Genomic DNA, 20,966 nt, shown 5'->3' with positions numbered 1-20,966 from the left:
ACGGTGTGATACCGGCTGCTGTGTGAACGACAGAAGACTTTTCGAGAACGGCCGAACAGTTCTGGATGATGCCCTCTAGACGCACCGTCCTCACAGCAGGGACACTCTTCGCACTCTCGGGCTGTTCCGCGCTCAGTCCTGCGAGCGCTCGACTTGCCGGCGTGCAGCTAACGAACACCGGTTCGACGACACAGGAGTTCGAATTCACGGTCACGGTCGACCGCGAGACAGTGTACGAGGAGACACATACCGTCGCGGCTGACGAAGACGGCGCAACCGTGGAACTGGACGATGCGCTTCCGGACAGACAGGGCACGATAACGATAGCGACGACCATCGCCGGGACCGATATCTCGGAGGAGACGACGTTCGACGACGACAACTGTTACGACGTCATTGTCGAATACACCGGTGACAACGTAGTCCACTGGCAGAGCGGGAGCAGCGACTGTGATGCATTCCAGTGACTCGCCCATAGGTCAGCGTTTAGTCGCCAGCCATGGCTCTCAGTTGCAACGATCGACCCCAGTAAAAGGCGTCGTTCAGTCGTGACTGATGCTGTCGAGTTCCCGCGTTTCATCGGGAGCGCCCGTCTGTCGGACTTTCCCGGCAAGGACCGAGAGGACGTAGATCCCCACGGCGACGAGAACGATGACGCCGCCGGCTGTCGCACCGGCGTAGTACGAGATACCGATACCGAGCAGGACGGCCAGTTCGGCCAGTACAATCGAGACCAGCAGTGATTCCGAGAAGCTCCGGGACACCTGTGTCGCGCCGGCGACCGGGACGACCAGCATGGCCGCGACGAGGATGACGCCCATTATCTGCATCGCGCCGACGACGACGAGCGCCGTCAGCATCACCATAATCCGGTTGTACCAGGCGACCGGGAGCCCGGCGACGGCGGCGGCGGTCTCGTCGAACGTGACGTACAGCAACTGATTGCGGGTGAGCGCGACCGTCCCAACGATGACGCTGAACAGCCCGAGCATGATGACCGCGTTCTCGGCAGAGACGGTCGAAAGGTTCCCAAAGAGGTACTGATTGATACCGACGGCCAGTCCGCCGGCGTTGAGGCTGATGAGGACCGTCCCCAGCGCGAATCCTGTCGAGAGGACAATTGCCATCGACACGTCGTTGTAGGCGTCGGTCGCCTCGGAGATGAGTTCGATGAGCAGCGCTGCGATGACGGCCACGACGACGGCGGTCAGATACGGCGAGACGCCCAGCTCGAAGACGCCGTTGAGAAACAGCCCGACGGCGACGCCGGCGAAGGCCGTGTGGGCGAGTGCGTCCCCGATGAGCGCGAGTTGGCGGTGGACGAGGAAGGTCCCGATGAGCGGCGCGATAACGCCGACGCACAGCCCGACGAGTATCGCCCGGTACATGAATGTGTACTCAGGGTTGATGAGTTCCAGTCCAGTCAGATGGTAGAGCTGTGTCAGGAGCCAGTACCACAGTTCGAGGATCGGGACGAACGCCTCGTAGACGCCGCCGGCGGCCAGCGCGAGCGTCATCCGTTGCCTCCAGTCAGCGACTGTGCACCCGTCCCGAAGGCTCTGGCCAGCGCCGCGCTGTCGGTGAATTCCGCCGACGGACCGTCGAAGTAGATTTCACCGTTCAGGCAGATGACGCGCTCCGCGTGTTCGGTGACGGCCTGCAGGTCGTGTTCGATGAGCAGGACGGTGATGCCGTCGTCGTGGAGCGATTCGAGCAGTCCGTAGAAGGCGTCGACCGATTCGGTGTCCACGCCGACGGTCGGTTCGTCCAGCACGAGCAGGTCGGCCTCACCAGCGAGTGCCCGGGCGATGAACGCCCGCTGGCGCTGCCCGCCGGAGAGCTGGGTGATTCGCCGGTCGGCGAACGCCGACATCCCGACTGTGTCGATGGCTCTGTCGACGATACGCCAATCGGCCGCGGAGAGACGGCCGAACCCGACGTGTGGGAACCGGCCCATCTTCACCACTTCGCGGACCGTTATCGGCATTTCCCGGCTCGTCCCAGCACGCTGTGCGACGTAGCCGACTCTGGCGCCGTCGTCGAACGCCGTTGCGTCGACGCCGAACAGCTCTGCAGTCCCGGCATCGGGCTCCAGCAGGCCGAGCAGCAACTGCATGAGCGTCGACTTGCCGGAGCCGTTCGGGCCGACCACGGCGACGTACTCCCCGGCGTCGATACTGACACTGATGTCTTCGACGACGGGCGTGGACGTGTACCCGAACGACACGTCCGCGAGTTCGACGACAGATGGCTGGCTCTCGCTCGATTCGGTCGGCGCTTCGTCGGCATCGTCTCTGTGTTGTGAACGCATTGTCGGTTTCATTCGAAGTTCCGCCAGGTCTCGCTCCAGCCGTCGGGACCAGCGTCTTCAGGTTCCTTGTTACCCAGAACGACCTCGAACGTCGGCATATTTATCCGATAGGCGATTTCCTCGTATCCCCAGTCGTTTTCGACCCACTCCTTGCGGACGCCAGCATACGGTGTCACCGGGTAGTAGGCTTTGACCGGTGTCTCGGCGATGAGCTGTTTTGCGGGCTTGCGCGTCTCGAAGACGCCGGCCCCGATGTACCGGATGTCGTTGTCCTCGATGACCGATTTCGCCTCGGTGATGTCCGAGGGCTTCACGTCACCGCTGGCCGCGAGGTTGACCACGAGCGGGCGCATCTTGACGCCGTAGCGCGAGCCGATGTACTGGAAGGCGTTGTGTGCCGCGAGCTGGACCACGTTCCTCTCGGCGCGGTCGAAAATCTCGGCGTAATCCGCGTCGATGCGGTCGAGGACCTCAGAGTTGTACGTCTCGGCGTTGTCCCGGAGCGTGTCTTCGGCGTCCGGGGCGAGCGCGACCAGCCCCTCGGTGATGTTGTCGACCGACTGTTTCGCGCGCCGCGGGTCGAGCCAGAAATGGGGGTCTCTGGCTCTATTCTGTCCGACGCCCTCTTCGTCGCGGTCGAGACTCGCCGCGAGCGATTCGAGTTCGATGCCCTCGCGGACGTTGATGAGTTCGGTATCGACGTTGTCGTCTTTGAGTGTCTGAATCGCGCGGTCCGCCCACGGCTGGAAGTCCGGGCCGACGTGGATGAACGCGTCCGCGTCGATGATATCTCGCGTGATGCCGGCGTCCGGTTCCCAGCCGTGGCCGTGCAGTCCGGTCGGAATGAGGTTCTCGACCGTTATCGGCGTCCCGCGTGCGATCTTACGGGCAAAGTCGTAGAAACTGAAGAAAGACGCCACCGCGACCGGTCCGTCCGCGCCACTGGTGCTGTCGCTGCTGTTCGATGCCGCTTCCGTCCCGCCACCGGTCAGACAGCCGGCAAAGCCGGACGCGAGGCTCCCCGCGCCGGCACTGAGTACCTGCCTGCGGGTGACGCTATACGGCTGGTCGCCACAGGGTTGGTTAGTTGCCATGTGTGGGTTGCTGTCGGAGAAGGATATAATAGTTTCTATCTAACTATAGAATTAGACGGATCTAATCGAGTGCACTGCTCCTGTCTGAAACGCGATCTTTGGCACAGGAACAAGCGGACACAACGCATAAACCGACGCTCCAAGTTGGTCCGATATGCCCGGACTCGACGATACTGACCACGAAATCCTCCGGTTGCTGCTCGAAGACGCGAGGCGACCATACAGCGACATCGCCGAACGAGTTGACCTCTCGGCCCCTGCAGTCTCCGACCGCGTCGACCGGCTCGTCGAAATGGGACTGATACAGGGGTTTACCGTCGATGTCGACCGCTCACTGTTACAGGCCGGCGTGCCGGTCCTGATCGAAGTAGACGCGAAGCCGGGTCGGGCCGCCGACATCGCTGCGGCGGTCAGCGACGCTGACACCGTCGAGCGTGTCTATCGGACCGCCGGCGGCCGGGTGGTGCTGGCGGCAACCGTCTCCCAGTCTGACGCAAGCGAACTCCTCGCCGAACACGTCGACCTCGGGGACGTGGACCGCTACGAGGTGCGGATGATCGCAGACAGCGAGTGGACCGTCGGACTGGGTACGGCAGAGTTCGCGCCCGACTGCGCGGAGTGTGGCAACTCCGTCGACGAGGAAGGCGAACAGCGCACGCTCGACGGGGAGCGGTACTACTTCTGCTGTGGGTCCTGTGCGGAACGGTTCGTCGACCAGTACGAGTCGCTGAAAGACAGGGTCTGAGCTGCGAGTGGTACTTCAGAATAGTATCTAAGCGGCTGTTTGAGTTTACTTCTGAATCTATTAGTCGAATCTGACCTTCGTATCGAAGGCACAAACCGCATGAACATGAGGGGCGTATAGGAAGACAAGATGAGTGACCGAACCACCCGGCTCGAACTGACGGGAATGAGCTGTGCCAACTGCGCGGGCACGATTGAGGAGTCGGTGGGCGAGTTGGACGGGATTGCGTCCGTCGACGCGAACTACGCCACCGACGAGGGGAGCGTCGAGTACGACCCCGATGTGGTATCGCTAGCTGATATTGTCGCCGCCGTCCAGGACGCCGGCTACGGCGTCGCGACGGAGACGGTGACCGTCGGTATCACCGATATGTCGTGTGCGAACTGCGCGGACACCAACGAAGAGGCGCTGAAAGCGACTGCGGGCGTCATCGAAGCCAGCGTGAACTACGCCACCGACGAAGGTCAGGTCACCTACAACCCGGCCGACGTGTCGCGCTCGGACCTCTACGACGCCATCGAGTCCGCCGGCTACACGCCTGTCAGAGAGGGTAGCGGGAGTGAAAACGGCGGTGACGGCTCCGGCGGTGAGCAGTCCAGCGCTGACCGCCGCGCCGCCGCACGTAACGAGGAGACGCGAAGACAGCTCCGGCTCACGCTGTTCGGAGCGGTGCTGTCGGCCCCACTCCTGCTGTTCATGGCGGACCACCTGTTCTCGCTCGGCCTCGTCGACGAGACGGTTCTGGGGGTGCCACAGGGATGGGTCGCCTTCGCGCTGGCGACGCCGGTCCAGCTGCTGCTCGGCAAGCCGTTCTACGAGAACTCCTACAAAGCGCTGGTCAACAACCGCCGGGCGAACATGGACGTGCTTATCGCCCTGGGTTCCTCGACGGCGTACGTCTACTCAGTGGCCGCGCTGGCGGGTCTCATCGCGAGCACGGGGCTGTACTTCGACACGGCCGCGCTGATTCTCGTGTTCATCACGCTCGGGAACTACCTCGAAGCCCGCTCGAAGAGCCAGGCCGGGGCCGCCATCCAGCAACTCCTTGAGATGGAGGCCGACACGGCGACGGTCGTCCGCGAGGACGGCAGCGAGGAAGAGATTCCCATCGACGAGGTGGGGGTCGGCGACCGGCTGAAAGTCCGCCCCGGGGAGAAGATTCCGACAGACGGCGTCGTGGTAGACGGCGACTCGGCCGTCGACGAGTCGATGGTGACCGGCGAGTCCGTCCCGGTCGAGAAAGGCGAGGGCGATGAGGTCATCGGCTCGACGGTGAACCAGAACGGCGTCCTCGAAGTCGAGGCGACGAAGGTCGGCTCGGAGACCGCCATCCAGCAGATCGCCGAGCGGGTCCGGCAGGCCCAGTCCCGCCAGCCCGACATCCAGAACGTCGCCGACCGCATCTCGGCGTACTTCGTCCCGGCAGTCATCGGTAATGCCGTCCTCTGGGCGGTGCTGTGGGCGGTCGCGCCGGAGACGCTGGCCGCCGTCGTCGACGCGCTCCCGCTGTGGGGACTGGCCGCGGGTGGCCCGGCCGGCGTCGGCGTGAGCGAGTTCGCCGTCGTCGTGTTCGCCTCCGCCGTGCTCATCGCCTGCCCCTGCGCGCTGGGGCTGGCGACGCCCGCTGCGACGATGGTCGGGACGGCAATCGGCGCACGCAACGGCGTTCTGTTCAAGGGCGGCGATGTGCTCGAACGCGTCCACGAGGTCGACACCGTCGTCTTCGACAAGACGGGGACGCTGACGAAAGGTGAGATGGAACTCACAGATGTCGAGGTCGTCGGTCCCGCTGCGGACGGCGGGGCGCTCAAGCCCGAGCGCGAACAGAGCGAGGAGTTCGTGCTCGAAGTCGCCGCCAGCGCCGAACACGCCAGCGAGCACCCGCTGGCCGAGGCCATCGTCGAGGGCGCACGCGAGCGCGGTATCGAGGTCGAAGACCCCGAAGAGTTCGAGAACGTCCCCGGCCAGGGCGTGAAAGCGACGACGCGCCACGGTCGCGTCCTCGTCGGCAACCGGAAACTGCTGTCCGAGGCCGGCGTCGACACCGCACCGGCAGAGGACCGGATGGACACCCTCGAACGCGAGGGTAAGACGGCGATGCTGGTCGCGCTGGCCGAGGACGCCGGCGGTGACGACACCGAGGGCGACAAGGACCCGGACTACCGGCTCCTGGGCATCGTCGCCGACGCCGACACGGTCAAAGAGTCCGCGAAGGCGGCCGTCAGCGGGCTGCGCGAGCGCGGACTCGGCGTCTGGCTCATCACCGGCGACAACGCGCGGACCGCCCGCGCCGTCGCCGAGGAGGTCGGTATCGACCCCGATAACGTGATGGCCGACGTGTTGCCCGAGGACAAGGCCGACGCCGTCGATGACCTCCAGAGCGACGGCGATCAGGCGATGATGGTCGGCGACGGCGTCAACGACGCGCCCGCGCTGGCGGCCGCGAGCGTCGGCTGTGCCATTGGTTCGGGGACCGACGTGGCAATCGAGGCCGGCGACGTGACGCTGCTCCGGGACGACCCCGCCGACGTGGTGAAGGCCATCCGGGTCTCTGAGGCCACGCTCGGGAAGATCAAGCAGAACCTCTTCTGGGCGCTCGGGTACAACACCGTGATGATTCCGCTTGCCTCGCTGGGACTGCTCCAGCCGGTGCTGGCCGCTGCCGCGATGGCCGCCTCGTCCGTGTCGGTGCTCGCAAACAGTCTCGCGTTCCGCCGGTACACGCCGGATTCGGAGTATCGCCTGCTCGGCTTCCTCCGTCGCTGAGCGGGACCCGTCTCCAGCAGACTCATCTGTCGCCGGGCCTCATCTACGAACAGTGACTGCTGAGGAGCGTGTCGCCGACGAACCGACGGGAGGGACAGTGTCACAGCCGGGCGGTGTCGGCGTCAGGCTCCGGGCGCTCTGGCGGGCGCTCGTCATCGTCTGGCAGTTCGTCCCGCTGCTTTGGCAGTGGGGGCGGGACCGCAAGCGGTTCCTCCTGTTCGGTCGGTCCCGGTCAGTGACCCCCGAGACACGGATGCGGCGCGCTCGTTACCTGAAAAACACATTCGTCGACCTCGGACCGGCGTTCATCAAGCTCGGGCAGATGCTGTCGACCCGGCCTGACGCCCTGCCGCGGGCGTACGTGGACGTGCTCTCGGAGCTACAGGATAACGTTCCACCGGACGCGTGGGCCACCATCGAGCCTGTCATCGAACGGGAACTGGGCGACGACATCGACGCGCTGTTCGAAGAGTTCGACACGACAGCCATTTCGGGAGCCTCGCTGGGCCAGGTGTACGAGGCACAGATCGGCGGCCAGCGGGTCGCCGTGAAAGTGCTTCGACCCAACATCAGAACGCGCGTCGAATCCGACCTGCGCGTGCTGTCGACGCTGCTGCCCGTGCTCACCTACGGCGCGGACCCGGGCCAGGCATTTACGCTGGAAAATCTCACCGAAGAGTTCGCAACGACGGTCCGCCGGGAGATGGACTACGGCCACGAGGCGCGAATGCTCCGTGAAATCGGCGACAACTTCGCAAACGACGACGACATCGCCATCCCGGACGTCGTCGGGAGCCACTCGACGGACCGCGTGCTGACGATGACGTACCTCGACGGCGTGAAAATCGACGACGTAGAGCGTCTGGACGAACTCGGCATCGACAGGCCGGCACTCGTCCGGCGGCTCGAAGAGGTGTACATCCAGATGATCGTCGAGGACGGCCTCTTCCACGCTGACCCCCATCCCGGCAATCTGGCAGTCCAGCCCGACGGGACGCTCGTCTTCTACGATTTCGGGATGACCGGCTACCTCGGTCCCCGGACACAGGACCAACTGCTGGATTTCTACGTCGGGCTGGCGACCGATGACGTGGACCGCGTGATGGACGCCTTCGTCGAGATGGGCGCACTGGACCCGATGGCCGACCGCGAGGTGATGCGAGAGGCGTTCGACATCGTGATCGAGCAGTTCCGCGGCGAGGACATCAGCGAGTACCGAATCGAACAGTTAGTCGGCCAGTTCGAGACGCAACTGTACGAGTTCCCGATGCGCCTGCCACAGGACCTGGCGCTGGTGGTCCGGGTAACGACGGTCCTCGAAGGCGTCTGTCGGACGCTCGACCCCGAGTTCGACTTCATCGAGATCATCTCCGAGTACGTCATGGAGCAGGGCGCTGGGGACGATCTCCGGGAGCGGATCAAGACGGAAATCCAGGAGACGGTGACGGACTCGACCCGGTCGGCGGTGCGGACAGCGCCGAAGATGGAGAACGCACTCGATAGGGTCGAGCGCGAAGAACTGCTCGTCAAGACCGTCCTCGAAGACTCCGACGGACTGAGCCGGGTGCTCGCCAAGCGGCTCCTGCTCGGTATCGTCGCCAGCGCCGGCGTGCCGGTGAGTGCCTACCTCTACACCGTGAACGGGCTCCAGCCCACCGGACTCGCGCTGGGCGGGAGCGCCGCGGTGCTTGGGATTCTCGCGTGGTCGTTCCGCCGACGCCGCGGATCGGCGCTGTCGTCGCCGCAGTTCACTCGTCACGAGATGCAACAGCGGCAGGCGGCCGATGCGGTGGAGGGAGAAGAGTAGCCGAGCGGCGCTCGCGGGGCACGGTCGCGCTCAGAGGTCGCCAGCGGCCGCCATTTCCCGAATCTCTGCGGCTCGCTCGCGTATCTCTGTGAGTTCCTCGTCGCTCTTGTTGTCGACGTGGCTGTACATCAGCCCCATTCGATGGTTGGACCGGAGTGTATCTTCGTTTCGGTCCAGGAAGTCCCAGTACAGCGCGTTGAACGGACAGGCACCCTCGCCGGTCGTCTTCGTCTTGTAGTACGGACAGCCCGAGCAGTAGTCGCTCATCTTGTCCACGTAGTTCGCCGACGAGGCGTAGGGTTTGGTGGCGAACACGCCCGCGCCGTATAGCCCCATCTCGACGACGTTCGGCGTCGTCACCCAGTGGAAGGCGTCGACGTAGCCGGCGTGGAACCAGCGGTTCAGTTGCGCCGGCTCGACGCCGTAAATGAGACCGAAGTTCGCGAGAATCATCAGCCGCTCGATGTGGTGTGAATACCCTCGTTCCCGGACGCCGTCGACCACGTCGGAGAGACATGCCATGTCGGTGTCGCCGTCCCAGTAGAAGTCCGGCAGGGCCTCGCTCGCGCCGAGCTGGTTCGCCGCGGCGAGGTCCGGCATCTCCCGGCGGTAGACGTGCCGGAGGAACTCGCGCCACCCGAGCACCTGCCGGACGAACCCCTCCACGCTGTGCAGCGGCGCGTCGCCGTCCTCGTAGGCAGCGATAGCGCGTTCAATGACCTCGTCAGGGCCGAGGAGTCCCAGATTGAGCGACGTGGAGAGCAGACTGTGGCTCATCGCCCACTCGTCCTCCAGCATCGCGTCCTGGTACGGCCCGAACTCCGGTAGTCGGCTCGTAACGAAGTGGTCCAGGGCGCGGACGGCCTGCCGCCGAGTGACGGGCCAACGGAACGGGTCGGGATCGGCCCAGTCACCGCCGTAGGGCTGCTCGTCGTAGCTCCCCTCGAACGTTTCCTCGACCCACTCGATGACGTCCCGGGTCACGTCGTCCGGCTCGAACAGCGGTGGCTCCGCCGGGGTCCACTCATCGGGTGGCGTCTCCCGGTTCTGGTCGTCGTAGTTCCACTCGCCGCCGACCGGGTCGCCGTCGGCCATCAGATAGTCCGTTTCTCGGCGCATGAACCGGTAGAAGTCCTCGTGGCGGTAGCGTCCGTCCCCAACCCACCCGTCGAACTGCGAAGGGGGGCAGAGGAAGCGTTCGTCGGGGACGAACTCGACCGCTCCGCCAGCGTCGGCAACCAGTGATTCGAGTCGCGCCTGCGCGGACTCGGTCTGTGGTCGGTGAGTTACGAGCGCGTCGTCCGGATTGGCCTCGAAATGTGCCGCCAGTCCGTCCTCGAAGGTCTCCGTCTGGCGGTACTGGACCGTCCGACCGGCGTCCCGGAGGTCGTCGCGAAAATGCCGCATTGCGCTGAACAGCAGAATCAGCTTGTGTGGGTGGTACGGCAGTTTGCGGGCGAACGACTGCGCCTCTATCAGGAGCACCGGCTCGTCGGGTCGGTTGTCGACGGGGCCGGACCGGCGGAGGAGGTGGTCGCCCCGGAGCCAGACGGTCATTTGTGAACGGACACTCCCATTGGCTGTACTGTGGGCCCGAGTCCGCATCAATCCCCGTCCGAACTGTGTTGGTATCGCCACACCGCAGGGCGGTACAAACCTCAATTATTGTTCCCGTCCAAACGACAGAAACGACTTCCTTATAAGTGCAGAGTCATAACTCTAGTTGCATGACAGACGACCTCGACAGGCGGACGTTCATCCGCACGACGGCAGCCGTATCAGGCGCTGGACTCCTTGCTGGCTGTGGCGGGTCCGGCGGCGATGGTGGCAGCGGCGAAACGGAAGCCACCGAAGCAGAGGAGATGGCTACCACTGAAGCCGAGGAGATGGACACCGAGAGCAGCGGTGGGATGGAGACCGTCGAAGCATCGAGCGAAGTGGCGGACTACGTCGGTGAGTCGTCCAACTTCGACGGCAACACGGTCGTGATGACTGACCAGAACGAGGTCTCCGTTGCAGTCGGCGCCGAGGGGAACGGCGGCGCGTTCGCCTTCGATCCGCCCGCGATCAAAGTCTCGACCGGAACGACGGTCGTCTGGGAGTGGACCGGTGAAGGGGCCGGCCACAACGTCAAGTCCGAAGGCGACGGCCCGCTCGACTCGGGCTCGGCTGTCTCAGAGGAAGGAACCACCTACGAGTACACGTTCGAGGAAACCGGCACCTACCTCTACAACTGTGTCCCGCACAAGGCGCTCGGGATGGTCGGCGCAGTCGTCGTCGAATAACCCATAGTTAGCGGCCAGTTTTTATCGCTTTACTAGCGCGGAGCGACTGGTGACGTACAGCGAGTACGCGATGACCGCGAAGCCGACCGCGGTGAGCGCGTTCTCGAAGATCAGTGCAGCGTTGGTACTCAGGCCGAACAGTTGGTCTGCGACGCCGGCGATGAGCGACCCAACGGTGATAGTCGCGAATCCGACGGCGAGATACGTGAGTCCGGTCGCCCTCGTTTTCAGTGCCGCGCGGGTTGCGAAGTAGGTGATGAGCCCGCCAAGCAACACTGTCACAGTCTTGAATCCGATGACGATGAGTGGGATATCTCCGTTCATAGTTCCTCGCTGACGCGCGACCACAGGAGTGCGAGCCGTTCGCTCGGCCGCTCCTCGGCCGGCAGAACGTCGATCTCGAACGCGCCGTCGGCATCGACGCCAACGAACACGCCGCCACAGTCCCGGACGTACGCCGTCGCGTGATGGCCGTCGGGGCGCACCTCCGTCTCCTCGGCGACCAGTTCGGCCTCGCTCAGCTGTTCGAGCTTCCGGTAGGTGCTTGTCTGGGGCAGATCACAGACCGAGGCGACCTCCTTGGCTGGCAGCGGCTCGTCGAGCACCCTGAGTATGTCGCGACAGTCAGGGTCGGCGAGGGCGTCGAACAGCGCCTGTGTCTCGCTCGCGTCGTTGTGTGCCACGGAGGGACCCTCTCAGGTGGACGGTCGGGGGTGGTTCTGCGGGCGGTTCGATTTCGATATGACGGGGCAGCGACGTGAAACCTGTGGGATACTGCGACTCCGGAGTCCTGCGATACTCCGGTAGCAGCTCCCACCCAGTGTCGGGAATATAAAACACCCTCAGATAAAGGGCGACCGTTTGTTTCCAGAATCTGGAAAGGGCACACCCCATTTTCTATCATCCAATAATAACAACTAGCTTGCTATGCAACGGCCCTCCACTCGCAGACAGTTTCTCGCAGGCACAGGATTGGCAGCCCTCGCCGTTACCGCCGGGTGCGTGTCCTCGGGGAGTAGCTCTGAGCCAGCGGCGGAAACCGGCACCGAGACCGCGACTGCAACCGAAACCGCTACAGCGACCGAAACTGCAACGCCTGAATCGACACCCGAGTCCCTCGACGACTGGCTCGACGACGCCAACGGCTACGACGGCGAGACCCGCAGATACGGACCGCAGTCCCGGCCAACGATCCTGATTGGTCAAGAGATGGACGATAGACTGGCGTTTAGCCCACCAGCCATCGAAGTTCCGCCGATGACGCACGTTCGGTGGGACTGGACGGGCCACGGCGGCCAGCAGAACGTTGTCGCGCTCGACGGCACCTTCGACAGCGGCCGGACGAACGCCCAGTCCGGGACGATGTATCACTACTTCTTCGAGGAGCCCGGCGAGTACCGCTACGTCTCCGAACCCCATCGCGACGATGGCATGAAAGGTGCGATTATTGTGAAAGAGCCACCGTCTTCAGGCAATGCAACTGTCGACGAGTGGCTCGCAGCCGCGAGTAACTTCGACGGCACCATTGCCGACCGCACCGACACAGACACTGCAACTGTTACGGCCGGTGTGGAAGGGAACGGTGGGGAGTTCGCGTTCGGCCCGCCTGCACTGAAGGTCTCGACTGAGACGACCGTCCGCTGGGACTGGACCGGCGACGGTGGCCCGCACAACATCGTCTCCAAAGGCGATGGCCCGCTCGATTCGGAACTCGTCGCCGACGAAGGGAGCACCTACGAGCATACGTTCGAGGAGACTGGAACGCATCTGTACTCCTGTAAACCACACGAGGGAGTGGGGATGAGAGGCGCAGTCGTCGTCGAATAACAACCGTCGCGGGATTGCTTCAGACCTGGTGTCCCGGTCGCCTACGGAATCTTGACGCTGTGTTTGAGCGTGCCGATACCTTCGATTTCGACTTCGACTTCGTCGCCGTCCTCCATCGGTCCGACGCCTTCGGGCGTCCCCGTGGCGATGACGTCGCCGGGCTCTAGGGTCATGTACGACGTTATCTCCGCGATCAGTTCCGGGATTGAGAAGATGAGGTGCTCGCGGGAGGAGGACTGCTTCGTCTCGCCGTTCAGTCGGAGTTCAATGCTGGCGTCCTCCGGGACGTGTTCCGGCGTGGCCACAAGCGGGCCGATGGGACAGGCGTTGTCGAAGGCCTTCCCGCGGACCCAGTTCTGTTCCTGTCGCTGGTCGTCGCGGTTCGAGATATCGTTGACGCAGGTGTAGCCCGCGACGACGTCCATCGCGCCCGATTCACTGACGTTCCGGCACTGCTCGCCGATGACGACGCCGAGTTCGGCCTCGTAGTCGATGCGCTCTTTCCCCGAGGGCATCGTGAGGTGCTTGCCGTGGGACGCGACGGCGTTCGGAGCCTTGAGAAACAGCATCGGCCTGTCCGGGAGGTCCGAGTCCATCTCCTCGGCGTGGTCGGCGTAGTTGCGCCCGATACAGACGACTTTCGTCGGCTCACAGGGCGGGAGGATGTCTACCTCGTCGGGGTCGTAGGACTCGTCGCCAAAGGCGATACGGCCGTACGGTCCGGCGGCGGCGGTGACGACGGGGTCGCCGTCCTCGACGGTCCAGCGGCCTCCCCGGACGTTCCCCGCGGTATCACGGAATCGAACGCGCTTCATGTCACCGTTCTCTCAGGGCCGACAGATAAGCGTTTAGGAGGGGGAAACCGGACCACAGCGGGCTGTTCGACGGCTGTCTACCCGGCCATCGTCACCTGCGGAGTCGCGGTGAGTGGGAGTGTGACCGAACGGCTTTTGAGACGGGACGGGCTACGCTGGGCCGATGAACGTCCTCGTCGTTGGCGCCGGCGCGATGGGCCAGTGGTTCGCGCGCACGGTCCGGACCCACGCCGACGCGGCCGTCGCCTTCACCGACCTCGACCAGTCGGCCGCCGAAGCCGCTGCCGACGCGGTCGGCGGGCGCGCTGTCGCCAGCGACGCGGCCGAGACTTTCGACGTCGTCTGTATCGCGGTGCCGATGCCCGTCGCCGAGACGGCCATTCACGAGTTCGCGCCGCTGGCTACGGGTGCAATCGTCGATGTGACTGGGAGCATGGCCGGCCCCGTCGCAGCGATGCAGGACGCGATGCCTGACGGCCAGCGACTGAGTCTCCACCCGCTGTTCGCCCCCGAGAACGCGCCCGGCAACGTCGCCGTCGTCAACGACGCGTCAGGTCCCGATGCTGCTGCCGTCGTCGACGCACTCGCCGAGGCCGGCAACAACTGCTTCGAGACGACAGCGACGGAACACGACGAAGCCATGGAAACAGTCCAGGCCAGTGCCCACGCGGCCGTGCTCGCGTTCGCGATGGCCGCCGCCGACGTGCCCGACCGGTTTCAGACGCCGATTTCGGCTGGCCTGTTCGACCTCGTCGAGCAGGTCACCGGCGGCGACCCGCGGGTGTACGCCGACATCCAGGACGCCTTCGACGGCGCGGACGCGGTCGCCGACGCCGCCCGACAGATCGCCGATGCCGACGCGGACACCTTCGAACGGCTCTACGAGCAACTTTCATGAACCAGGAAACACGCCAGCAGATACGCGAAAACGCCCAGTACCTCCGCAACGTCCGACCGCTGGACCCCGAGGAGCTACACGAGTACGTCGAGGGCCAGCCCCACCCCGCCGTCGTCAAGCAGGTGCTTCGGGAGGAGGCGTTCGATTTGGGCATCGTCGAACAGGACGACGGGACCTTCGCTCCGGCACCTGAGGGTCGTCTTTCGGTAGATTTCGACGGTGTCGAGCGGTTCCCCGACCGCTACGAACAGCAGGTCATCGACCTGTTGACAGAGTGGGGCGGACTGGAGTGGCACAGCGGCGACAGCGGTGACGAACTCCGTGAGCGCATCCGCGACATCAAGGAGCGGTATCTCCAGGGCCAGGCCGTCGAGTACGACGAACTGACGGCGCTTGGCTACGCCGTCTATCACTTGCCCGACTACTACGCTGTGGCCAAGTACGTCCTTGCGGACCTCGCCGCCGACGGCCTGCTCCCGTCACAGCTCCGAGTTCTGGATGTCGGGGCCGGTGTCGGCGGCCCGGCGCTCGCCCTGCGCGACCTGCTTCCGGACGACGCGCTGCTCGACTACCACGCGGTCGAACCGAGCGCCGCCGCGGACGTGCTGGAGAGCCTACTGGAAGACAGCGGTCAGAACGTCCGCTGGGAGATTCACCGGGCGGTCGCCGAGGAGTTCGATCCGTCGTCGCCGGTTCCCGGCGACGACAGCGGTGGGGCTGGTGGCGATGACAGCGGCGGCGATAGCGATGGCGGCGACAACAACGCCGAGGGCTACGACCTCATCATCTTCGGCAACGTCCTCAGCGAACTCGACGACGCGGCGGCGACCCTCTACCGGTACGTCGAGGCGCTTGCCGACGACGGAACGTTGCTGGCGCTGGCCCCGGCTGACCGGAACACGGCCATACAGCTCCGCCAGGTCGAGCGCGAGGTGGCCGACGGCGGCCCGGCGACGGTGTACGGGCCGACGGTGCGGCTCTGGCCCCACCAGTCCCCCGACAGCGAATCGTGGTCGTTCGACCGCAAGCCCGACATCGAAGTGCCGACGATGCAACAGCGCCTCGACGACCCGGCGGGCGGAACGGGCGAGTTCGTCAATACGGACGTGCAGTTCGCCTACAGCGTCCTCCGGACCGACGGCAAGCGAAAGCACGACGTGACGCCGGACCGGGGCATCCACGCGCCGATGGCCGACGCCGAGAACTACGTCACCGACCGGGTGAACTTCCTCGGCGTCAAGCTCAGCCACGACCTCGCCGAACGGGAGGGGGCCAACCCGCTGTACCTGCTGGGCGACGGGAGCCAGCAGGTCGACCACTTCGCCGTGCTCACGGAGGCGTCGATACTGAACGAGGTCCTCCGGAAAGCCGACTACGGCGACCTGCTGTCCTTCGAGAACGCGCTGGTGCTCTGGAACGACGACGAGGAGGCCTACAACGTCGTCGTCGACGGCGAGACGGTCGTCGACCGTGCCCGCTAGCGGTGGGCTTTTCTCGCAGACGGCCCGACAGAGCGTATGGACGAGCCGACGATTCTGCTGACGAACGACGACGGCATCGAGAGCGCCGGCCTCCGGGCGGTGTACGACGGTCTCTCGACAGTCGGCGACGTGACTGCGGTCGCCCCGGCGGAGGACCAGAGCGCGGTCGGCCGAGCTATTTCCCACGAAGTGACCGTCCACGAGCACGAGCTCGGCTACGCCGTCGAGGGAACGCCCTCGGACTGCGTCGTGGCGGGGCTCGAAGCGCTCGTCACCGACACCGACCTCGTGGTCGCGGGCTGTAACCGCGGGGCGAACCTCGGGGCGTACGTCCTCGGCCGCTCGGGGACCGTCAGCGCCGCCGTCGAAGCCACCTTCTTCGACGTGCCGGCGATGGCCGTCTCGATGTATATCCCGGTCCGCGAGGACGCTGCTTTCGCGGACATCGAGGCCAACGGCGACAGCTACGGCGAGGCCGCCAGGGCGACGACCTACCTCGCCGACCACGCCGTCGACGCCGGCGTGTTCGAGCAGTGTGACTACCTGAACATCAACGCCCCCGTTGCCGAGTGGGGCGACGCACAGATGACGGTCACGCGACCCTCGCACGAGTACGAGATGGACGCCGTCCAGGAAGGCGACGCCGTGACGCTCCACGACCGCATCTGGGAGCACATGGCTGAGGGCGACATTCCCGACCCCGAGGGGACCGACCGCCGTGCCGTCGTCGACGGGAAGGTCAGTGTCTCGCCGCTGACCGCGCCACACACGACGGAGCACCACGAAGCCCTCGACGCCATCGCAGAGACGTACGAGCCGGGCGACGGCGGCGAGGCGGCCGACTGACCGGAAATGCGGTTCCGCAACGCCATCCTCTTCGTCGCGCTCGCCGTCGCCTGGGGCAGCGCCTTCACTGCTATCAAAGCCGGGCTGGAGTACTTCCCGCCGGTCCTGTTTGCGGCGTTCCGGTACGACCTCGCCGGGCTGTTGATGCTCGGCTACGCGGTGTACGCTACCGACCAGTGGCTCCCGAAGAGTCGGACCGACTGGATCGTTGTGGGTATCGGCGGCTCACTCCTGATCGCCGCGTACCACATCTTCCTGTTCGTCGGCGAGCAGGGTACCACCAGCGCCGCCGCCGCTATCGTCGTCAGCCTCTCGCCGATTCTCACGACTGGGTTCGCCCGCGCGTTCCTCCCGGACGAACGGCTCACGGCGCTGGGTATCGTCGGCCTGCTCATCGGGTTCGTCGGTGTCGGCGTTCTCAGCAACCCCGATCCGGGGAACCTTCTGGACCCCCGAACCGTGTCGCTGTTCTTGGTGTTCCTCGCAACCACGTCGTTCGCCCTCGGGAGCGTGCTGACCCGGCGGTTCGACGACGATTTAGAGATCGAGACGATGGAGGCGTGGTCGATGCTCCTCGGTGCGGTGCTTATGCACGGCGTCAGCCTCGGGGCCTCCGAGTCGATAGCTGACGTCCAGTGGACTGCTGAAGCCGTGCTGGCCCTGCTGTATCTGGTCATCGTCGCCAGCGCGCTTGGCTTCCTCATCTACTTCGACCTGCTGGAGCGACTCGGGCCCATCGAGATCAACCTCGTCTCCTACGCCGCGCCAGTCGTCGCCGCCGCCACTGGGCTGCTGTTCCTCGGTGAGACACCGACAGTCTACACGGGTGTCGGATTCGCCTGTATCCTCGTCGGGTTCGCGCTGTTGAAACGGGATGCGCTGCGAAACGAGGTCGCCCGGTTCAGCGGGACGCCGAACCGAGGCGATTGAGTCAGTCGCCGTGGTCTGGCGCCGCTGACACGTCCCGGAGGAACGCGACGATATCGTCCCCCTCAGCAGCGAGTCCCCCGCCCTGTGCCACCGTCGGCCGCCCGCCGCCACCGCCACCGAACTCCGACGTCACTCGGTCGACCACCGCGCCGGCATCGACGCCGCCTGTCGTCGCGACACCCAGATACTGGCCGTCGGCGTCCACCAGCGCGGCCACGTCGACCTCATCACCGACGGCTTGCTCCGCTCGGTCGGCCAGTCCGTTCGCGTCGAGCCCTGCCACGGTGCCGACGAGCCACCGCTGCCCGTCCATCTCGATGGCCTCGTCACGCAGGTCAGCGAGACGAGAATCGACGAGACGCTCTCGAAGGGCCGACACCGTGTCCCGGAGATCGTCGCGCTCTGACTGGAGGCTATCGACAGCATCCGGGAGTTCGGCAACGTTCGTATCCAGCGACTGGGCGGCAGCCATCGCCCGCTCGTGTTCGGTCGCCCGCTGACGGATTGCTCGCGGCCCGACGGCGAACTCGACACGAGTCAGCCCCTCGCCGGGATTGGATCGACCGAGCACCGTCACCGGTCCGATCTCTCGCGTGTTCCCGACGTGTGTCCCACCGCAGGCCGCCACGTCCCAGTCTTCGATGGTGACGACCCGGACTGTCTCGCCCTCGATTCCCTCTTCGGTCTTCGTATTGAACGCGATATCGTCGCGGTCCAGTGCCTCGTCACGCGGGATTTCTTCCCAGGTCACGTCGTAGGACTCCCAGACGGCGCGGTTAGTCAGCCGCTCAAGTTCGGTGAGTGTCTCGTCGTCGATTTCGGTCGTCGTCTCGAAATCTACCCGCACCTTCCCGGTGATAGCCGGCCCAAAGTCGTCGTCACCGGCGTCTTCCGGGACCGTCGCGCTGATGTCGAAGCCGCCGTAGCCGAGGTCCGACAGCAGCCGGCGACCAGCGCCGTAGAGGACGTGGCTGGCCGTGTGGGCACGCATACAGTACGTCCGAAACGCCGTGTCGATCTGGCCTTCGACCGTCTCGCCCGGGTCGAACGCCGGCGGCTCGGCCAGTTCGTGGACGATATCGCCGTTTCGGTGCTGGACGTCGACGACTTCAACGCCACCGAGAGTTCCCCGATCGGCCGGCTGGCCGCCGCCTTCGGCGTAGAAGTACGTCTCCGTTAGCACGACAGCGGTCGTGTCGGTACGCTCGACAGTCGACGTGAACGTCGTCACAGTGGGCTCGGCTGCGGCTATTCCCGTCATCAGGCGTGGCTACGTCGGCGCGAACAAAAACATCTGGGCGTGCCCCGGACGGACGAGTGTCCGGGACCATTCGGCCGACAGTAGCGCGGTTTTCGTGCGTGCCGGGGTAGTGTGGCCCAATCAATACTGCTCTGGCTGTTCGCAGTCGTGCTGTTCCCGACGCTTCTGTACGCAGCCGGTAAGCGGGACCGGCGTGAGCTAACCTGCGCGTAACTGGGGGAGTGGACAGGCTGAACGGTGGGACAGCGGCGTCTGACGCTCGGCAGACGGGCCATCAGGATCGGCGTCACGTCCTGCGGTTTTCACTTTCACCGTGAATTACCCGATTATATAGGGCCTGGCTCCCTGTCTGGCAATATGATCGAGCGATTACGCCGGGTCGTGGGGACTCGACAGCGGTCACATCTGGAGTGTCGACGCTGTGGAACCACCATCGAAACGGATAGCTCGACCTGCCCGGCCTGTGGCTCCGGCAACATCGCGCAGTACGAGCTCTGACCGCGGTCTCGGCCGGTCGTTCTGCTGGTTTCCGATTTTCAAACGCCGCCAGAAAGGTCTGAAACCGTTCGCTCAGCGACGCAAGAACGGGACAGTAGAAGCACTTACTGCTCGACAGATTCCCACACGTCAGACGAAATCTTCGCCGCAGAGTTGTCCGGATGTGTCATAGTGAGTTGGTCTCCAGATTCGACTGCGATGAGGTCGACAGTGTTGGTTTCCGTGTGATTTCGGGTCGGATACGTAAACGGTCGTGACCGCGTCGGAAGGTCGCTGATCGACGGACACTCCGGCGGCGTAACGACGTCGTCAGCGAACCCATCGGTGTGAATCGTCGACTGTGGCTTGTCTCGACCACGTCTATCAAGCCACTCAGAACATTTCTCCCCAAACGAAATGGTCTCAATGGCTGAGCGCACGCGGTACCTGACCCGGTCCAAAAGCGAGGGTGGCGGCACGTCGCCGTCGTCCGTCCTGGCCCGGGCACCCCGTGGCTCATCCATGGGTGTGAGACTCATAGACATAGCTAGGGAAGCACGGTACAAAACCGTTGTGTCGATCCGGTTTAGAGTTCGATTCGCTCGACGATCTGATTGCCGTCCTCCCGGGTGTTGAGCGCGACGATACGGACGTGTTCTTCCAAGCCAGAGTCCCTGAGTTTGGCTTTCAGAAGATTATCGACCTGGTAGACGCCGGCCGCGTTGTTCATCGAAATTTCGACGAGGACGGGATAGTCGTCGCCTGGGCTCAGCGTAACCGTCTCGATGGCCTGGCTGGAGACGGTATCGATACCGCGGCCGCCGTGCTTGTACGGAATGCGCGACCGACCGCGCTCCATGTCCAGCGCGTCGGCGACGCGAACGACGCCGGCTTCCAGCGTCAGCGGGTTTTCCTCGGTGTGATGGCAGAGAATGGCATGGAGAACCTCACCCTTTACCTGAACCGCCTGACGGATGCCGTAGAACTCCGGGAGGATGTCATCGAGGATGTCAGCCGCCAGCGGGATCGAATAGTACGGGTGTGAATCGCGGTGGACGACGTGCCCGATGTCGTGGAGCGTCGTCGCAAGTGCGATGATGACAGCCTCGTCAGCCTCGTCGAGGCCGTGGTCGGCCGCACCGTTGAACTCGACGCCGCCCTGCTTGAGGAGGTCATACAGGCACAGTGCTCGGTTCCGAACGATACCGATGTGTTTCGCGCCGTGGTCGTTGTACTGTTTGCGCGCGACGGGATTGATGTTCTGGGCTTCGAGATACGCCTGGATCTCCTCGTCAGTCGTAATAGTGTCGAGAACTGCGTTCAGTCGCCCGTCCGGGAACGCGTGGTCTGCCTCGGGGTCGTAAATCCGGCCGCTGGCATTGTCTCTATCAACGCTCATACCACATCCCAAACGACCCACAGC

The 20,966-nt window shown here is 64.7% G+C and carries 20 protein-coding genes; 10 read left to right on the top strand and 10 right to left on the bottom strand.

The genetic code is table 11. From position 1 onward, the window contains the following. Positions 1 to 68: 68 nt before the first annotated feature. Complete coding sequence (locus tag HAH_RS05555) at positions 69 to 467, top strand: hypothetical protein (RefSeq protein WP_023843204.1); 399 nt, start codon at positions 69 to 71, stop codon at positions 465 to 467. A gap of 75 nt (positions 468 to 542) precedes the next feature. On the opposite strand, the gene HAH_RS05550 is transcribed toward HAH_RS05555, so the two are convergent. From HAH_RS05550 to HAH_RS05540, 3 genes are read right to left on the bottom strand one after another with little or no spacing between them, the layout of a single operon-like run. After that, positions 543 to 1,517: a metal ABC transporter permease gene (locus HAH_RS05550; protein WP_014040033.1), complete on the bottom strand. Its 975-nt coding sequence runs from the start codon at positions 1,515 to 1,517 to the stop codon at positions 543 to 545. After that, positions 1,514 to 2,311, bottom strand: a complete 798-nt coding sequence (locus HAH_RS05545; RefSeq protein WP_014040032.1) for a metal ABC transporter ATP-binding protein — start codon at positions 2,309 to 2,311, stop codon at positions 1,514 to 1,516. The genes HAH_RS05550 and HAH_RS05545 overlap by 4 nt, the downstream gene beginning before the upstream one ends. Before the next feature lie 8 nt (positions 2,312 to 2,319). Further along, on the bottom strand, positions 2,320 to 3,405 hold the full coding sequence (locus tag HAH_RS05540) for a metal ABC transporter substrate-binding protein (RefSeq protein ID WP_014040031.1): 1,086 nt from the start codon (positions 3,403 to 3,405) through the stop codon (positions 2,320 to 2,322). A gap of 154 nt (positions 3,406 to 3,559) precedes the next feature. Here HAH_RS05540 and HAH_RS05535 point away from each other — a divergent pair, with 154 nt between their 5' ends. The 3 genes from HAH_RS05535 (at position 3,560) to HAH_RS05525 (ending at position 8,723) form a co-directional block, all read left to right on the top strand. Next, positions 3,560 to 4,150, top strand: a complete 591-nt coding sequence (locus HAH_RS05535) for a winged helix-turn-helix transcriptional regulator (protein ID WP_014040030.1) — start codon at positions 3,560 to 3,562, stop codon at positions 4,148 to 4,150. 129 nt (positions 4,151 to 4,279) lie between these two features. Further along, positions 4,280 to 6,916 (top strand): heavy metal translocating P-type ATPase, encoded by a 2,637-nt coding sequence (locus tag HAH_RS05530; protein WP_023843203.1) that lies wholly within the window; start codon positions 4,280 to 4,282, stop codon positions 6,914 to 6,916. Positions 6,917 to 6,968: 52 nt separating this feature from the next. Then, positions 6,969 to 8,723, top strand: a complete 1,755-nt coding sequence (locus HAH_RS05525) for an ABC1 kinase family protein (RefSeq protein ID WP_014040028.1) — start codon at positions 6,969 to 6,971, stop codon at positions 8,721 to 8,723. A 30-nt stretch (positions 8,724 to 8,753) separates the two neighbouring features. Here HAH_RS05525 and HAH_RS05520 read toward each other — a convergent pair whose 3' ends face one another. After that, complete coding sequence (locus HAH_RS05520) at positions 8,754 to 10,280, bottom strand: cryptochrome/photolyase family protein (protein ID WP_014040027.1); 1,527 nt, start codon at positions 10,278 to 10,280, stop codon at positions 8,754 to 8,756. A 170-nt stretch (positions 10,281 to 10,450) separates the two neighbouring features. Between HAH_RS05520 and HAH_RS05515 the strand changes: the two genes are divergently transcribed. Next, on the top strand, positions 10,451 to 11,008 hold the full coding sequence (locus tag HAH_RS05515; protein ID WP_014040026.1) for a halocyanin domain-containing protein: 558 nt from the start codon (positions 10,451 to 10,453) through the stop codon (positions 11,006 to 11,008). A gap of 21 nt (positions 11,009 to 11,029) precedes the next feature. Here the strand turns inward: HAH_RS05515 and HAH_RS05510 are convergent, their stop codons facing one another. Both HAH_RS05510 and HAH_RS05505 read right to left on the bottom strand, forming a co-directional pair. Next, positions 11,030 to 11,332, bottom strand: coding sequence for a DUF7521 family protein (locus HAH_RS05510; protein ID WP_014040025.1), 303 nt, complete (start codon positions 11,330 to 11,332; stop codon positions 11,030 to 11,032). Beyond that, positions 11,329 to 11,691 (bottom strand): winged helix-turn-helix domain-containing protein, encoded by a 363-nt coding sequence (locus HAH_RS05505; protein ID WP_014040024.1) that lies wholly within the window; start codon positions 11,689 to 11,691, stop codon positions 11,329 to 11,331. The genes HAH_RS05510 and HAH_RS05505 overlap by 4 nt, the downstream gene beginning before the upstream one ends. A gap of 319 nt (positions 11,692 to 12,010) precedes the next feature. On the opposite strand from HAH_RS05505, the gene HAH_RS05500 reads away from it, so the two are divergent. Then, complete coding sequence (locus tag HAH_RS05500) at positions 12,011 to 12,835, top strand: halocyanin domain-containing protein (protein WP_014040023.1); 825 nt, start codon at positions 12,011 to 12,013, stop codon at positions 12,833 to 12,835. 41 nt (positions 12,836 to 12,876) lie between these two features. On the opposite strand, the gene HAH_RS05495 is transcribed toward HAH_RS05500, so the two are convergent. Next, entirely contained in the window at positions 12,877 to 13,650 is a 774-nt protein-coding gene (locus HAH_RS05495; RefSeq protein ID WP_014040022.1) for a fumarylacetoacetate hydrolase family protein, read from the bottom strand. A gap of 163 nt (positions 13,651 to 13,813) precedes the next feature. Between HAH_RS05495 and HAH_RS05490 the strand changes: the two genes are divergently transcribed. From HAH_RS05490 to HAH_RS05475, 4 genes are read left to right on the top strand one after another with little or no spacing between them, the layout of a single operon-like run. Then, positions 13,814 to 14,548, top strand: coding sequence for a prephenate dehydrogenase/arogenate dehydrogenase family protein (locus HAH_RS05490; protein WP_014040021.1), 735 nt, complete (start codon positions 13,814 to 13,816; stop codon positions 14,546 to 14,548). Next, complete coding sequence (locus HAH_RS05485; RefSeq protein ID WP_014040020.1) at positions 14,545 to 16,029, top strand: small ribosomal subunit Rsm22 family protein; 1,485 nt, start codon at positions 14,545 to 14,547, stop codon at positions 16,027 to 16,029. The genes HAH_RS05490 and HAH_RS05485 overlap by 4 nt, the downstream gene beginning before the upstream one ends. A gap of 36 nt (positions 16,030 to 16,065) precedes the next feature. Next, positions 16,066 to 16,875, top strand: a complete 810-nt coding sequence (gene surE / locus HAH_RS05480) for a 5'/3'-nucleotidase SurE (protein ID WP_014040019.1) — start codon at positions 16,066 to 16,068, stop codon at positions 16,873 to 16,875. Positions 16,876 to 16,881: 6 nt separating this feature from the next. Beyond that, positions 16,882 to 17,805 (top strand): DMT family transporter, encoded by a 924-nt coding sequence (locus tag HAH_RS05475; protein ID WP_014040018.1) that lies wholly within the window; start codon positions 16,882 to 16,884, stop codon positions 17,803 to 17,805. 1 nt (position 17,806) lies between these two features. Here HAH_RS05475 and HAH_RS05470 read toward each other — a convergent pair whose 3' ends face one another. The 3 genes from HAH_RS05470 to HAH_RS05455 all read right to left on the bottom strand — a co-directional run bounded on the left by HAH_RS05470 (position 17,807) and on the right by HAH_RS05455 (position 20,942). Next, positions 17,807 to 19,066: a serine-tRNA(Ala) deacylase AlaX gene (locus HAH_RS05470; RefSeq protein ID WP_023843202.1), complete on the bottom strand. Its 1,260-nt coding sequence runs from the start codon at positions 19,064 to 19,066 to the stop codon at positions 17,807 to 17,809. Between the two features lie 602 nt (positions 19,067 to 19,668). Next, positions 19,669 to 20,067, bottom strand: coding sequence for a hypothetical protein (locus HAH_RS05460; RefSeq protein ID WP_044952198.1), 399 nt, complete (start codon positions 20,065 to 20,067; stop codon positions 19,669 to 19,671). Positions 20,068 to 20,129: 62 nt separating this feature from the next. Continuing rightward, positions 20,130 to 20,942: an HD domain-containing protein gene (locus HAH_RS05455; RefSeq protein ID WP_014040015.1), complete on the bottom strand. Its 813-nt coding sequence runs from the start codon at positions 20,940 to 20,942 to the stop codon at positions 20,130 to 20,132. Positions 20,943 to 20,966: the final 24 nt, after the last annotated feature.

The organism is Haloarcula hispanica ATCC 33960, from assembly GCF_000223905.1.
GTDB classification, from domain to species: Archaea; Halobacteriota; Halobacteria; order Halobacteriales; family Haloarculaceae; genus Haloarcula; species Haloarcula hispanica.
Note: the sequence above shows the minus strand (reverse complement) of the source record. Positions and strands in the feature narration are given on the sequence as shown.

Excerpts from the sequence above, each read along its gene's own strand:
- HAH_RS05545 (WP_014040032.1), bottom strand. The coding sequence starts at position 2,311 with ATGCGTTCACAACACAGAGACGATGCCGACGAAGCGCCGACCGAATCG.
- HAH_RS05550 (WP_014040033.1), bottom strand. The coding sequence starts at position 1,517 with ATGACGCTCGCGCTGGCCGCCGGCGGCGTCTACGAGGCGTTCGTCCCG.
- HAH_RS05470 (WP_023843202.1), bottom strand. The coding sequence starts at position 19,066 with ATGACGGGAATAGCCGCAGCCGAGCCCACTGTGACGACGTTCACGTCG.
- HAH_RS05490 (WP_014040021.1), top strand. The coding sequence starts at position 13,814 with ATGAACGTCCTCGTCGTTGGCGCCGGCGCGATGGGCCAGTGGTTCGCG.
- HAH_RS05530 (WP_023843203.1), top strand. The coding sequence starts at position 4,280 with ATGAGTGACCGAACCACCCGGCTCGAACTGACGGGAATGAGCTGTGCC.
- HAH_RS05495 (WP_014040022.1), bottom strand. The coding sequence starts at position 13,650 with ATGAAGCGCGTTCGATTCCGTGATACCGCGGGGAACGTCCGGGGAGGC.
- HAH_RS05520 (WP_014040027.1), bottom strand. The coding sequence starts at position 10,280 with ATGACCGTCTGGCTCCGGGGCGACCACCTCCTCCGCCGGTCCGGCCCC.
- surE (WP_014040019.1), top strand. The coding sequence starts at position 16,066 with ATGGACGAGCCGACGATTCTGCTGACGAACGACGACGGCATCGAGAGC.
- HAH_RS05510 (WP_014040025.1), bottom strand. The coding sequence starts at position 11,332 with ATGAACGGAGATATCCCACTCATCGTCATCGGATTCAAGACTGTGACA.
- HAH_RS05485 (WP_014040020.1), top strand. The coding sequence starts at position 14,545 with ATGAACCAGGAAACACGCCAGCAGATACGCGAAAACGCCCAGTACCTC.
- HAH_RS05555 (WP_023843204.1), top strand. The coding sequence starts at position 69 with ATGCCCTCTAGACGCACCGTCCTCACAGCAGGGACACTCTTCGCACTC.
- HAH_RS05540 (WP_014040031.1), bottom strand. The coding sequence starts at position 3,405 with ATGGCAACTAACCAACCCTGTGGCGACCAGCCGTATAGCGTCACCCGC.
- HAH_RS05515 (WP_014040026.1), top strand. The coding sequence starts at position 10,451 with ATGACAGACGACCTCGACAGGCGGACGTTCATCCGCACGACGGCAGCC.
- HAH_RS05460 (WP_044952198.1), bottom strand. The coding sequence starts at position 20,067 with ATGGATGAGCCACGGGGTGCCCGGGCCAGGACGGACGACGGCGACGTG.
- HAH_RS05455 (WP_014040015.1), bottom strand. The coding sequence starts at position 20,942 with ATGAGCGTTGATAGAGACAATGCCAGCGGCCGGATTTACGACCCCGAG.
- HAH_RS05475 (WP_014040018.1), top strand. The coding sequence starts at position 16,882 with ATGCGGTTCCGCAACGCCATCCTCTTCGTCGCGCTCGCCGTCGCCTGG.
- HAH_RS05535 (WP_014040030.1), top strand. The coding sequence starts at position 3,560 with ATGCCCGGACTCGACGATACTGACCACGAAATCCTCCGGTTGCTGCTC.